The sequence below is a fragment of the Massilia sp. LXY-6 genome, from assembly GCF_051233485.1.
Lineage (GTDB): Bacteria > Pseudomonadota > Gammaproteobacteria > Burkholderiales > Burkholderiaceae_D > Telluria.
In genome coordinates this window covers 74,185-86,877 of the sequence record NZ_JBKFGF010000029.1, presented here as the reverse complement: position 1 = coordinate 86,877, position 12,693 = coordinate 74,185, and the positions used below count along the sequence as shown (strand labels likewise).

Below are 12,693 nucleotides of genomic sequence, written 5' to 3'. Positions count from 1 at the left end.
GCCCGTCAATACAGCAACCGGACGCCCATGACATCGAACGGCCTGACCTTCCATCATCCCATCGCCTTCTGGAGCGGCACCCTGGCCCTCGTCGCCGGCGTGCTCGCGCATATCCCGATGTTCGTGTGCGCCTCGCACATGGGCTACCGGATGGCCGGCATGCCGATGGATGCGCCGATGCTGGCCGGGATGGCGCTGATCCCGCTCGGCCTGGCGCTGGCGGCCTACGGACTCATGCCGCATTTCAGACGCCTGCGCACCGGCGGCAGCGGCGACGATGCCCGGCTGTTCGCGGCGGCCGACGGCATCCCGCTGAACCGCCACCACTGGAGCCTGGTGCTGGTGCTGGTGGTCGCGCTGACCATCGACGTGATGAAGCCGGCCACCCTCGGCTTCGTCATGCCGGGCATGACCGGCGAGTACGGGCTCTCGAAGCAGAACGCCGGTTTCCTGGCCCTGGTCGCCCTCACCGGCACCACGGTCGGCTCGGTGATCTGGGGCATGGTCGCAGACCGTTTCGGCCGGCGCGCCACGATCCTGCTGTCGGCGCTGATGTTCATCGGCACCGCCATCTGCGGCGCGATGCCTTCGTTCGGCTGGAACCTGGCGATGTGCTTCCTGATGGGCGCCTCGGCCGGCGGCCTGCTGCCGATCACCTTCACCCTGATGGCCGAGACGATCCCGGCGGCGCACCGCGGCTGGCTGCTGGTGGCGCTGGGCGGAATCGGCAACTCGGCCGGCTACCTGGTCGCGGCCGGCGCGGCCAGCCTGCTGGAGCCGTCCTTCAGCTGGCGCGTGCTGTGGCTGCTGGGCCTGCCGACCGGCGCGGTGATCATCCTGCTCAGTCGCCTGCTGCCGGAGTCGCCGCGCTTCCTGGCCAACAACGGCCTGCAGGACGAGGCGCGCGCGGTGCTGGCGCGCTTTGATGGCAGCGTGCGCGGCAGCGTGCGCGATGCGGCCCGGCAGCCGGCGGAAAGCGCGGCGCCGGCGCCCACCTCGTCCGGGCTGCGCGAACTGCTGCGCGGCGGCTATGCGCCGCTGACGCTCGGCATGGGCGTGGCCGGCGTGGCCTGGGGCTTGGCGAATTTCGGCTTCCTGCTGTGGCTGCCGATGAACCTGCGCGCGATGGGGATGGACGCCGCCACCGCTACTTCCCTGCTGGCGCGGGCCGCCTTCCTGGCCCTGCCGGGCACCGTGCTGGTGATCTGGCTGTACCACCGCTGGAGTTCGGTGGGGACGCTGGTCGCCTTCATCGCCCTCAGCGCGGCCAGCCTGCTCGCCTTCTTCGTGCTGGGCTGGATGGGCATCGCCTCCAGCGCCGCGCTGGCCGTCGCCACCTGTGCGCTGCTGGTCTCGGTCAGCGGCGTGATCGCCACCCTGATCCCTTACGCTTCCGAGATCTACCCGGTGCACCTGCGGGCCACCGGTGCCGGCCTGATCGCCGCCAGCTCCAAGCTCGGCGGCATCCTCGGCGCCGGCCTCGGGGTGGCGGGACTGTTCGCGGACCTGCAGTTGTCCGCGCTCGCGATCGCCGTGCCGATGCTGCTCGCCGCGCTGCTGCTCGCCAGGCGCGGCATCGATACCCGTGGCCGCCGGCTCGAGGAGATCCAGGCCCTGGTGGCCTGAACCCGGCCCGCTGCCCAAGAAGTGGTACTGGGCCTTCACCATCGGCGTGCTGGCGGTGGCGCCGGGGATGGTGCGGGCGTCGTTGCCGAACTTGTTGCATGTGGTCCGCGTCCGCATGGCTCTCGGCCGGAATGTCACGCGTACCGTTGAAGAAAATATGCAGGGTGACCGCGGCCAGCGCGGTCAGCAGGATGCCGGATTCCAGCAGCGGATGCAGGCTGTGCGCCATCGTCCGGGGAGCTGGGAGGGTTTCGAGCTCTTATTGAACCGGTGCGCCCTCTTCGTACCAACGCTTCAGCAAGTCCCGCTCTGCGGCGGTGATCTGGGTGGCGTTATTCAGCGGCATGAGTTTGAGGACGACCGCCTGTTGATACATCTGTTGCGCATGGCGCTTGATCGAGACCGGGTTGTCGAAGGCCAGGCCCTTGCTCTGGATCTGCGCCGAGTAACACATCACGCAGCGCTGGTCGATCACGCCCTTCACTTCCTGGAAGCTGACCTGGTGGGCGGTGGCACCGCCTGCGGCGGCTGCGGCTGCGGCTGCGGCTGCGGCAGCGGCAGGTGCGGCAGGTGCGGCGGCCATCAGCGGCGCGGCCGACCCGGATTCCGGCTGCGGCACCAGCCACACCATCAGCGCCATCAGGGCGGCGACACCGGCCACCGCACGTTCCCAGGGGACGCGCTTGCCCAGTACCAGCGCCTTGTGGCGCGCCACGAAGCTGTGTCGGACCAGCGCACCGGCCAGCATCAGCAGCACCAGCACGGCCCAGTTATTGGCGCCGGAATACAGCCAGCCGTAGTGGTTCGACAGCATCGCGACCAGCACCGGCAGCGTGAAGTAGGTGTTGTGCACGCTGCGCTGCTTTGCCCGCCAGCCGTAGACCGGGTCGACCGGCTGGCCGGCCTTCAGCTGGGCCACGACCTTGCGCTGGCCCGGGATAATCCAGAAGAACACGTTGGCGCTCATCGAGGTCGCCAGCATCGCGCCCACCAGCAGGAAGGCGGCGCGGCCGGCGTACAGCTGGCAGGCCAGCCAGGCGGCGAAGATCACGAACACGAACACGCAGGCGCCGACGATCAGGTCGCCGTTCTTCCTGCGCCCGAAGGCGCGGCAGATGATATCGTAGACGAACCAGAACGCGCCCAGGAAGCCGAGCGCGGTGCCGACGGCGGCGCCGGCCGACCAGTCGTGCACCGACTTGTCCACCATGAAGGTGCCGGCGTTGAACAGGTAGAGCACCGTGAACAGGCCGAAGCCGGACAGCTAGGTGGCGTAGCTCTCCCAGTAGAACCAGTGCAGGTTCTCGGGCATGGCCTTGGGCGCGACCAGGTATTTTTGCGGGTGGTAGAAGCCGCCGCCGTGCACGGCCCAGAGTTCGCCGTCCACGCCCTTGTCGACCAGGTCGGGCGCGGTCGGCTTGTGCAGCGAATTATCGAGGAAGACGAAGTAGAAGGATGCGCCGATCCAGGCGATGGCCGTGATCACGTGGGTCCAACGCAGCAACAGGTTGGCCCAGTCGAGCAGATAGGTTTCCATAGAGCCTCTAGCGAAACGAAGGCAGGCCGTGAGGACCTGCATTCCCTTCACCACAGCGGGCTCTGTGAGGGGCAGAACATCGCAACCATCGGCGGCCGGGCTGGGCCAGCCTGCCAATGCGCTCCACGGCGACGAAAATAACTGTATACGATTTTTTTATCGTTGAATATAAAAACTTTATTACGACGGTTGCCGGCCTACGAACCGCGGTAGGTCGAGTAGGCCCAAGGGCTGACCAGCAGCGGAACGTGATAATGGCCGGCCGCGTCGGCGATGCCGAAATCGATCGGCACCTCGTCGAGGAAGGCCGGCTCCGGCAGCTCGACGCCGCGCCCGCGGAAGTAGGCCGCGACCGAGAACACCAGACGGTAGCGTCCAGCGGCCATGGCGGCGGCATCGAACAGCGGCCCGCCGTCGTTGCGGCCGTCGGCGTTCAGGGTGAGGCTCTTGATCGTCCTGGGTTCGGCGCCGTCGAGCGCCTGCAGGGTGACTTGCATGCCGGCGGCCGGGCAGCCGTTCATGGTGTCTAGCACGTGGGTGCTGAGGTGTCCCATATAACTCCCTTTGTCATTGAACGGGTAGGATTGCATACACTTTATGTTTTCGTTTCAAGAAAAAGTGTATACACTTCATCCACGATGTCAACCAATTATTCATCAAACGAACCATGACCCGCTCCCGCCCGCCGCTCAAAGTCGTCCCGTCGCAGATCGACGCTCCGGCGCCGGCCGGCAACGCGACCCAGCGCATCGTCGACTCCATCACCAACGCCATCGCGGACCGCCGCCTGATGCCCGGCACCAAGCTGTCCGAGCAGAAGATCGGCGACATCTTCGCCGTCTCGCGCACCGTGGTGCGGCAAGCCTTCAACCAGCTCAGCCGCGACCGTCTGGTGGTGCTGGAGCCGGCCCGCGGCGCCTTCGTCGCCACCCCCACGGCCGAGGAAGCGCAGGACGTGTTCGAAGTCCGCAGCATCCTCGAGACCGCCGTCACCAGGCAGCTGTGCGCGGCCATCACCGACGCCCAGATCCGCCAGCTGCGCGAGCACCTCGCGCAGGAACGCGCCGCGCTGAAGAATGCCGAGATCCCGGGCCGCACCCGCCTGCTGGGCGACTTCCACCTGGTACTGGCGCGCATGCTGGGCAACCAGGTGCTGGTGCAGATGCTGAGCGAACTGCTGACCCGTTCCTCGCTGATCGCGCTGATGCGCCAATCCACCCAGTCGGCGGAGGAGTCGCACGACGAGCACGTGGCGATCGTCGACGCCTTCGAGCGGCGCGACGTGAAGGCCGCCGTGCGGCTGGTCGACAAGCACCTCGGCAACGTCCAGCGCAACCTGAACATGGACCCGCAGCGGGTCGACCTGGCCGAGATCCTGAATCACTGAAGCATCCTTCAACCTGAACAAAAGGCGCTCCATGACCCAAGCTTATCCACGCGACCTGCAAGGCTACGGCCGGCGGCCGCCGCATCCCGAATGGCCGGACCAGGCCCGCGTCGCCGTGCAGTTCGTCCTGAATTTCGAGGAAGGCGGCGAGAACAGCGTGCTGCACGGCGACCCCGGCAGCGAGCAGTTCCTGTCCGAGATGTTCAACCCGGCCGCCTTCCCCGACCGCCACCTGAGCATGGAAGGCATCTACGAATACGGCTCGCGGGTCGGGGTCTGGCGCATCCTGCGCGAATTCGAGAAGCGCGGCCTGCCGCTGACCATCTTCGGCGTCGGCATGGCGCTCGAACGCTGCCCGGACATTACCGCCGCCTTCAAGGAACTGGGCCACGAGATCGCCTGCCACGGCTGGCGCTGGATCAGCTACCAGAACGTCGACGAGGCGACCGAGCGCGAACACATGGCGCGCGCCGTCGCCGCCATCGAAGGCCTGACCGGGGAGCGTCCGCTCGGCTGGTACACCGGTCGCGACAGCCCGAACACGCGCCGCCTGGTGGCCGACTACGGCGGCTTCGAATACGACAGCGACTACTACGGCGACGACCTGCCCTTCTGGCTGAAAGTGCGCAAGACCGACGGCAGCCACGCGCCGCAGCTGGTGGTGCCTTACACGCTGGACTGCAACGACATGCGCTTCGCCCTGCCGCAAGGCTTCTCGCACGGCGACCCCTTCCTGGCCTACCTGCGCGACGCCTTCGACGTGCACTACGAGGAAGGCCAGGACCGCCCGTCGATGATGAGCATCGGCCTGCACTGCCGCCTGCTGGGGCGTCCGGGACGCTTCCGCGCGCTGCAGCGCTTCCTCGACTACATACAGCAGCACGACCGGGTCTGGGTCGCGCGCCGCATCGACATTGCGCGCCACTGGAAACGCGTGCATCCCTACAACCCCGACACCGCCTTCGCATGGGAGTGAACATGCTGACCCTGGAACGTCTCAACGCCGCCGACGAGGCGGAATTCACCGCCCTGCTGGACGGCGTCTATGAACACTCGCCGTGGATCGCCGCGCGGGCCTGGCGGCAGCGCCCGTTCGCCAGCCTGGCCCAGCTCAAGCGCGCGCTGGCCGACGCGGTGCGCGGCGCGCCGCGCGAGGCCAGCCTGGGCCTGATCCGCGCCCACCCGGAGCTGGCCGGCAAGGCGATGGTATCGAAGACCCTGACGGCCGAATCGACGAATGAACAGAACAAGGCGGGCCTGACCGATTGCACGCCGGACGAATTCGCCACCATCCAGCGCCTGAACGCCGACTACAACGCAAAGTTCGGCTTTCCCTTCATCCTGGCGGTGCGCGGCCCGCGCGGCCTGGGGCTGGCCAAGCGCGAGATCATCGCCACCTTCGCGCGGCGACTCCGAAACCCGCCCGAGTTCGAGTTCGCCGAGGCGCTGCGCAACATCCACCGCATCGCCGAGATCCGCCTGAACGACAAGTTCGGCCACGAACCCGTGCTCGGCAACCTGGTGTGGGATTGGGCCGAGCAGCTGGCCGCGCACAGCGACCCCGGCTATGCCGAACGCGGCGAACTGTGCGTGACCTACCTGACCGACGCCCACCGTGCCTGCGCCGGCCGGCTGCTGCGCTGGATGATCGACGACTGCGGCTTCGACGAAGCCCATGTGGACGCGGTCGGCAACGTGGTCGGCGTCTACCACGGCGCCGACCCGCAGGCAAAACGCCTGCTGACCGGCTCGCACTACGACACCGTGCGCAACGGCGGCAAGTACGACGGCCGCCTGGGCATCCTGGTGCCGATGGCCTGCGTGCGCGAACGGCGCCGCCGGCAGCGCCGCCTGCCCTACGGGATCGAGGTGGTCGCCTTCGCCGAGGAGGAAGGTCAGCGCTACAAGGCCGTGTTCCTCGGGTCGGGCGCCCTCACCGGCCAGTTCGACCCGGCCTGGCTCGACCAGGAGGACCTTGACGGCATCCCCATGCGCGAGGCGATGGCGCGTGCCGGCCTGGACACCGGCGCGATCGCAGCCCTGCAGCGCGACCCGGCCCGCTACCTCGGCTTCGTCGAGGCGCATATCGAACAGGGTCCGGTGCTGGACGATGCCGACCTGCCGCTGGGCGTGGTCACCTCGATCAACGGCAGCGTGCGTTTCCTGGGCGAGATCGCCGGCATGGCCAGCCACGCCGGCACCACGCCGATGTCGATGCGGCGCGACGCCGCCGCCGGTGCGGCCGAGCTGGTGCTGTTTGCCGAACAGCGGGGCGGCGCCGTGCCCGACCTGGTCGCCACGGTCGGCATGCTGGACGTGCCGAACGGCTCGATCAACGTGGTGCCGGGGCGCTGCCGCTTCAGCCTGGACGTGCGCGCCACCACGGACGCCGTGCGCGACGCCTGCGCGCGCGACATCCTCGACGAACTGCGGGCCATCTGCGAGCGCCGCGGCCTCCAGTTCACGCTCGAGGAAACCATGCGCGCCGCCGCCGCGCCCTGCGACGCGCGCCTGCGCGGCCAGTGGGAACGCGCCGTCGCGGCGCTCGGCCTGCCCGTGTTCCACCTGCCCAGCGGTGCCGGGCACGACGCGATGATGCTGCACCAGGTGATGCCGCAGGCGATGCTGTTCCTGCGCGGCCAAAACGCCGGCATCAGCCACAACCCGCTGGAATCGATCACCAGCGACGACGCCGAACTGTGCGTGCGTTCTTTCCAAAACCTTCTCGACCAACTTGCCACGGACCCGACATGAATGCCACGACCACGAGCCCTTACGAAAACCTCGACGCCTGGATCGACGCCCACTTCGACGAGGAGGTGCGCTTCCTGCAGGAGCTGGTGCGGGTTCCCACCGACACCCCGCCGGGCAACAACGCGCCGCACGCCGAGCGCACGGCCGAGCTGCTGAAGGACTTCGGCTTCGAGGCCGAGCAGCATGCGGTGCCGCCTGATACGGTCCGCGCTGCCGGGCTGGAAACCATCACCAACCTGGTCGTGCGCCGCCGCTATGGTAAGGGCGATGGCGCCGGCCGCACGGTGGCCCTGAACGCCCACGGCGACGTGGTGCCGCCGGGCGAAGGCTGGACCCATCCGCCCTACGGTGCCGAGATCGCCGGCGGCAAGCTGTACGGCCGCGCCGCCGCGGTCAGCAAGTGCGACTTCGCCACCTTTACCTTCGCCACCCGCGCGCTGGAGGCGCTGGGCGCCCCGCTGAAGGGCGGCGTCGAACTCTACTTCACTTATGACGAGGAATTCGGCGGCGAACTCGGTCCGGGCTGGCTGCTCGAACAGGGTCTGGTCAAGCCCGACCTGCTGATCGCGGCCGGCTTCAGCTACCAGGTCATCACCGCGCACAACGGCTGCCTGCAGATGGAAGTGACGGTGAACGGCAAGATGGGGCACGCCGCGGTACCGGAAACCGGCGTCGACGCGCTGCAGGCCGCGACCCGCATCCTGGTCGCGCTGTACGAGCAGAACACGCTGTACAAGCAGACCCGCAGCCAGGTCAAGGGCATCAACCACCCCTACCTGAACGTCGGCCTGATCGAGGGCGGCACCAATACCAACGTGGTGCCGGGCAAGGTCGTGCTGAAGCTCGACCGCCGCATGATCCCGGAAGAGAACCCGGTTGAGGTCGAAGCGGGCCTGCGCCGCCTGATCCAGAAAGCGGTGGCCGGCTGCCCGGGCATCGGCATCGAGATCAAGCGCCTGCTGCTGGCCAAGGCCCTGAAGCCGCTGGACGGCAACCGTCCGATGGTCGAGGCCTTGTCCCGGCACGCCAGCGCCGTGTTCGACGAGCCGATCGATGCCGCCGGCACCCCGCTGTACACCGATGCGCGCCTGTTCGGCGAACACGGGATTCCGGCCGTGCTGTACGGCGCCGGTCCGCGCACGGTCGGCGAAAGCAACGCCAAGCGCGCCGACGAGCACATCGACCTGGAAGACCTGCGCCGCGCCACCAAGGTGATCGCGCGCACGCTGTTCGACCTGCTAGACTGAGCCGGCGGCGGCCGGGAACGAGGCGCCGGTGCCCGTCAGCGGGCAGCCGGCGCGGCCGTCCCTTGCGCCGTTTGCTTACTTCACCTCGAGCAGCTCATTGAAGAGAACCCGATAATGCACTACCGCATTACGCAAGTCCTCGGTGGTGGCTTCGCCGCGCGCATCGCGGGCCGCGATGACTTGCGCGGCGCGATAATTTTCCACAACCGCCGGGTGATCGACTGAAATGTCGGCCGCACGATGTTCAAAATCGGATACTGGATACCCGCGTTTCGCCATCAGTTCGCGAACCAACTGATCGGCCTGGGCGACGACTCCCTTTGGATTATCGACGAAGCTGGCCTGCAGATTCGCCCACGCCTGACTGAATACAGAAGCGTCAGAGGGCGCCAGGGGCACGATATTCAGCTTTCCAACACGTTCTTCCCGTGCCTTGAGCTCTGATTCGGCCTTTGACCGGCTTCCAAGCTCATCCACGGCTCGGCCATATTCTGGTCCGAAGCGTTGCTGCAATCTTTCGGATTGCCTTTTTTGAACGAAGTACCATGCGGCTAGCGCAATCAGAACGAGAACCACAACAACGGCCAGCATGGTGGATGTCTGTGAGTCGAGCGTACCCATATCACTCTCCTATTGCCTGGATGGCGTTATTCTTGGCTTGTGCTTCTTATTAAGGCAGGCCGGGCCACAGCAGTCCGTTCGGAGGCGCACATATCCGGACATGCCGGGCTCAAGCCGTTGGGCAATCGGGCACGCGCACCACGTGTAATAGATTGGTGCTCCCCACATGCCCCGAAGGAAAGCCCGCCACGATCACCACATCGTCCCCCGCCCCGGCCAGTCCAAGCCGGAGCGCCGCGGCCACCCCATCCTCAACCATCCCGCCCAGCGTGCCTGGCTCCTCGAAGGGCAGCGGATGCACGCCCCACACCAGCGCGAGCCTGCGTGCAATGGACGCGTGCGGGGTCAGGGCCAGGATCGGCGTGGCCGGACGTTCGCGGCTGGCGCGCAGGCAGCTGGCGCCGCTCGCCGTGTAGGCCACGATGGCCGCCGGCCTCAACAGGCTGGCCACGCGCCGCAGCGCGCAGCAGATCGCATCCGCGGTGGTCGCCTCGGCCGGCGTGTGCGATGCGTCCAGGTCAACTCTCCAGCCCGGGTCGCGCTCGACTTCGCGGATCACCTCGTCCATCACCGTCACCGCCTCGACCGGGTACTGTCCCGACGCCGATTCCGCCGACAGCATCACCGCATCGGCGCCGTCATAGATCGCGCCGGCCACGTCGGACACCTCGGCCCGGGTCGGCACCGGCGCCGCCACCATCGATTCCAGCATCTGGGTCGCCACCACCACCGGGCGTCCCGCCGCGCGCGCCGCGTGCACGATGCGGCGCTGCAGGACCGGCACCTGCTGTGGCGGCAGTTCCACGCCGAGGTCGCCGCGCGCGACCATCACGCCGTCGGACAGGGCCACGATCTCGTCGAGCGCATCGATCGCGGCCGGCTTTTCCAGCTTCGCCATGATCCACGCGCGCTTGCCGATGAGTTCGCGCGCCTCGCGGATGTCCTCCGGGCGCTGCACGAAGGACAGCGCAACCCAGTCGACGCCCAGTTCCAGGCCGAAGGCAAGATCGGCGCGGTCCTTGGCGGTCAGCGGCGAGATCGGCAACAGTACGCCCGGCACGTTGACACCCTTGCGGTCCGACAGCGGGCCGCCGACCAGCACGCGGGTCTCGGCGTGGTCCGGGCCGCAGGACTCGACCCGCAGGCGCAGCTTGCCGTCGTCCAGCAGCAGCTCGGCGCCGGGGCGCAGCGCGGCGAAGATCTCGGGATGCGGCAGCTGGGCGCGGTGGGCGCCGCCCTCGGCCGGGTCGAGGTCAAGCCGGAAGGCGCTGCCCGCCTCCAGCACCGCCCTGCCCCCCAGCAGCCGGCCGATCCGCAGCTTGGGGCCCTGCAGGTCCATCAGCACGCCGATCGGCCGCCCGATCTCGCGCTCGACCGCGCGGATGGCTGCATAGCGGGCGGCGTGGTCGGCATGGCTGCCGTGGCTGAAGTTCAGGCGGAACACATCGGCGCCGGCCTCGAGCAGCGCGCGGATCCGCCCGATGGTGGAGCTGGACGGGCCCAGCGTCGCGAGAATGCGGGATCGGCGTTGGCGTAACATGATATTTCTCCCAAAAAAAGGCAGGCCGGCTGACGATCAAGTCAACAGGATGGCACGAAAATCGTTGACGTTGGTGAGCGTCGGTCCGGTGACCAGGGCGTCGCCGAGGGCGCCGAAGAAGCCGTCGCCGTCGTTGTCGTCCAGGCTGTCGCGCGGGCGCAGGCCGCGCACCGTCACCGTGGTCTCGCCGCCGGACAACAGGACGCAGGGAGGGCGCAGTGGCTGGGCATGACGGCGGACCTGCAGCGCGATGCCGGCATCGGCCGGCGCTCGACCTGGGAGATCCAGGCCGGGCTGAAACGCGGCGAACTGGTCACCGTGCTCGACGAATTCGCGGTGAACGACTACCCGATCCAGGCGGTCTATCCGCAGCAGCGCTACCTGCCGGCCAGGATCCGGCATGTCATCGACTACCTGAAGGGTATCTACAACACGGCGGGCTACCGGGAGCGGGCCTAGGACGCCAGCAGGAACAAGGCCGCGTCGCCCGCCACGACGCACGCCCCGGCGGCGGCCATCAGGGTGCCGTCGCGCCGGTTCAGGCGCCGGTACTCCTGCCACCCGACCGCCAGCAAGCAAACTCCGATGGCCGTCAGGCCTCCGATAAATCCATTCATCCTTCACCTCCTTCGTGGTTGACCAGCATGCGCGATCCGGCCACCATGGGCGACCGCGTATTCGGCGAGCTGACCATCAGCAGGTCGCTCGACGTCTTTTCCAGCATCTCCCTGGCGCGCGTCTGCCAGGACCAGTCGTCGACCAGCCAGCGCTGGCTGTCGGACAGGACGATGATGTCGGCATCGACCGCGTTGACATAATTCGCGACCGCCATCCCGGTCGGCTTCGGCAGAAGCACCAGCGACAGCTTCGCCGCCCGCGGCCGCAATTCCGCCGCCATCCGCGCGAACGCCTCCTGCGCCGTCCGTTCCGCGTTGCGGCGGCAGGTGCCGATCACGTCGTCGCGCACGCCGGCGGCGCGCATCTGCCCCTCGCCCGGCACGTGGAAGGCGTGCACGATCGTCAGGCGGGTGGCGGGCAACAGGCGCAGCGCGACCTTCAGCGTATTCAGCGAGTCCGGCGAAAAGTCGCTCGGAAACACCGCGTGCGCATATGGCTTGTGCGCCGGCTGCCGCACCAGCAGTACCGGCTTCATGCTGGCGCGGCAGATGTCGCGCAGCAGGTTGAAGTTGTGCAGGATCGGCCACCATTCATGCGCCTGCCAGGCGGTGGCGATCAGCAGCGGATCGGCGTCGATCGCGCGCTTCATCAGGGACGCCGGGAAGGCGCCGAAGTCGAACCGCGCCGAACAGTGGACGCCGAAGCGCAGCAGCGCCGACGCGCGGGCCTGCTTGACGTCTTCCATGCATTCGCACAAGGCCGTGGCTTCGCGCATCGACGAAAGGAAGTCCATGCTCCGGCATTGCAGCGCCGCCGCCAGCATCGCGCCGCGCGCGGCCGCGTGCCCGACCGGGTGCGGGCATTCGGAAATCACGAGGATGGGCTTGACCATGTCACGCTCCTATCACGACCAGGTCGGCGCCATGGCGGCGCGCGCACTCCTCGATCACATGGCCGGGGGAGCCGTATTCGACCACGCAGTCGGCGGAAGGAAGCGGCGGCGAAAACCGCTCGAGGCAGGATTGCAGGCGCTGCCGGGCAGCGTGCCGGCTGCGTTCGCGGTACATCTTGACCAGCTCCGGCCGCAGCTCCATTTCGCGCATCAGGCGCTCGTCGGCAAGGCGGTAGGCGTGCACGAAGACGAAATGCGCGGCCGGCGCCATGCGCGCGGCGGCCTGCGCGGCCCGGCGCCATTCGGCGAAGGCGTGCCACCATGAAGATCGCAGCAATTGCATGACATAGTCCTCCCCGGCCAAGCCCGCGGGCTGGCCGAACGTCGACGAAAAGCGGCATCGGCGCGGTCGTGCGCCGGTCCGTTGAACGATTCGGTGAGGATGCTCGGGAGGGCCTGGAACGGAACGCG

11 protein-coding genes and 3 pseudogenes are annotated in these 12,693 nt (G+C 68.1%); 6 read left to right on the top strand and 8 right to left on the bottom strand.

Annotated elements, in window-relative coordinates; genetic code table 11:
* Positions 1–27 precede the first annotated feature (27 nt).
* Positions 28–1,626 carry an MFS transporter gene (locus tag ACI48D_RS14665; protein ID WP_435571970.1) on the top strand — a complete coding sequence of 533 codons (1,599 nt, stop codon included), beginning with the start codon at positions 28–30 and terminating at the stop codon, positions 1,624–1,626.
* Positions 1,627–1,885: 259 nt separating this feature from the next.
* On the opposite strand, the pseudogene ACI48D_RS14660 reads toward ACI48D_RS14665, so the two are convergent.
* A pseudogene (locus tag ACI48D_RS14660) lies at positions 1,886–3,163 on the bottom strand (urate hydroxylase PuuD).
* A 197-nt stretch (positions 3,164–3,360) separates the two neighbouring features.
* Positions 3,361–3,717 (bottom strand): hydroxyisourate hydrolase, encoded by a 357-nt coding sequence (gene uraH / locus ACI48D_RS14655; protein ID WP_435571969.1) that lies wholly within the window; start codon positions 3,715–3,717, stop codon positions 3,361–3,363.
* Between the two features lie 113 nt (positions 3,718–3,830).
* Between uraH and ACI48D_RS14650 the strand changes: the two genes are divergently transcribed.
* Genes ACI48D_RS14650 through ACI48D_RS14635 form a run of 4 tightly spaced genes read left to right on the top strand, consistent with a single transcriptional unit; the run spans position 3,831 to position 8,551 of the window.
* Positions 3,831–4,550, top strand: coding sequence for a GntR family transcriptional regulator (locus tag ACI48D_RS14650; protein WP_435571968.1), 720 nt, complete (start codon positions 3,831–3,833; stop codon positions 4,548–4,550).
* Positions 4,551–4,581: 31 nt separating this feature from the next.
* Entirely contained in the window at positions 4,582–5,526 is a 945-nt protein-coding gene (gene puuE, locus ACI48D_RS14645) for an allantoinase PuuE (RefSeq protein ID WP_435571967.1), read from the top strand.
* A gap of 2 nt (positions 5,527–5,528) precedes the next feature.
* Positions 5,529–7,304, top strand: a complete 1,776-nt coding sequence (gene uraD / locus ACI48D_RS14640; RefSeq protein WP_435571966.1) for a 2-oxo-4-hydroxy-4-carboxy-5-ureidoimidazoline decarboxylase — start codon at positions 5,529–5,531, stop codon at positions 7,302–7,304.
* Positions 7,301–8,551 (top strand): M20/M25/M40 family metallo-hydrolase, encoded by a 1,251-nt coding sequence (locus ACI48D_RS14635; RefSeq protein WP_435571965.1) that lies wholly within the window; start codon positions 7,301–7,303, stop codon positions 8,549–8,551. Before uraD ends, ACI48D_RS14635 begins: the two co-directional genes overlap by 4 nt.
* A gap of 75 nt (positions 8,552–8,626) precedes the next feature.
* Here ACI48D_RS14635 and ACI48D_RS14630 read toward each other — a convergent pair whose 3' ends face one another.
* The 3 genes and pseudogenes from ACI48D_RS14630 to ACI48D_RS14620 all read right to left on the bottom strand — a co-directional run.
* A complete protein-coding gene (locus tag ACI48D_RS14630; RefSeq protein WP_435571964.1) occupies positions 8,627–9,172 on the bottom strand; it encodes a hypothetical protein in 546 nt (181 codons plus the stop codon).
* A gap of 109 nt (positions 9,173–9,281) precedes the next feature.
* The gene (pyk, locus tag ACI48D_RS14625) at positions 9,282–10,712 is read right to left on the bottom strand and encodes a pyruvate kinase (RefSeq protein ID WP_435571963.1); all 1,431 of its coding nucleotides are present in this window, start codon (positions 10,710–10,712) and stop codon (positions 9,282–9,284) included.
* 36 nt (positions 10,713–10,748) lie between these two features.
* Positions 10,749–10,970 (bottom strand): annotated as a pseudogene (locus ACI48D_RS14620) (glycerate kinase); the annotation flags it as partial.
* Here ACI48D_RS14620 and ACI48D_RS14615 point away from each other — a divergent pair.
* A pseudogene (locus ACI48D_RS14615) lies at positions 10,968–11,171 on the top strand (LysR family transcriptional regulator); the annotation flags it as partial. The pseudogenes ACI48D_RS14620 and ACI48D_RS14615 overlap by 3 nt on opposite strands.
* On the opposite strand, the gene ACI48D_RS14610 reads toward ACI48D_RS14615, so the two are convergent.
* Genes ACI48D_RS14610 through ACI48D_RS14600 form a run of 3 tightly spaced genes read right to left on the bottom strand, consistent with a single transcriptional unit; the run spans position 11,168 to position 12,565 of the window.
* Positions 11,168–11,329, bottom strand: a complete 162-nt coding sequence (locus ACI48D_RS14610) for a hypothetical protein (protein ID WP_435571962.1) — start codon at positions 11,327–11,329, stop codon at positions 11,168–11,170. The pseudogene ACI48D_RS14615 and the gene ACI48D_RS14610 sit on opposite strands and share 4 nt — an antisense overlap.
* Complete coding sequence (locus ACI48D_RS14605; protein WP_435571961.1) at positions 11,326–12,222, bottom strand: universal stress protein; 897 nt, start codon at positions 12,220–12,222, stop codon at positions 11,326–11,328. The genes ACI48D_RS14610 and ACI48D_RS14605 overlap by 4 nt, the downstream gene beginning before the upstream one ends.
* A 1-nt stretch (position 12,223) precedes the next feature.
* Positions 12,224–12,565, bottom strand: a complete 342-nt coding sequence (locus ACI48D_RS14600; protein WP_435571960.1) for a universal stress protein — start codon at positions 12,563–12,565, stop codon at positions 12,224–12,226.
* Positions 12,566–12,693 lie beyond the last annotated feature (128 nt).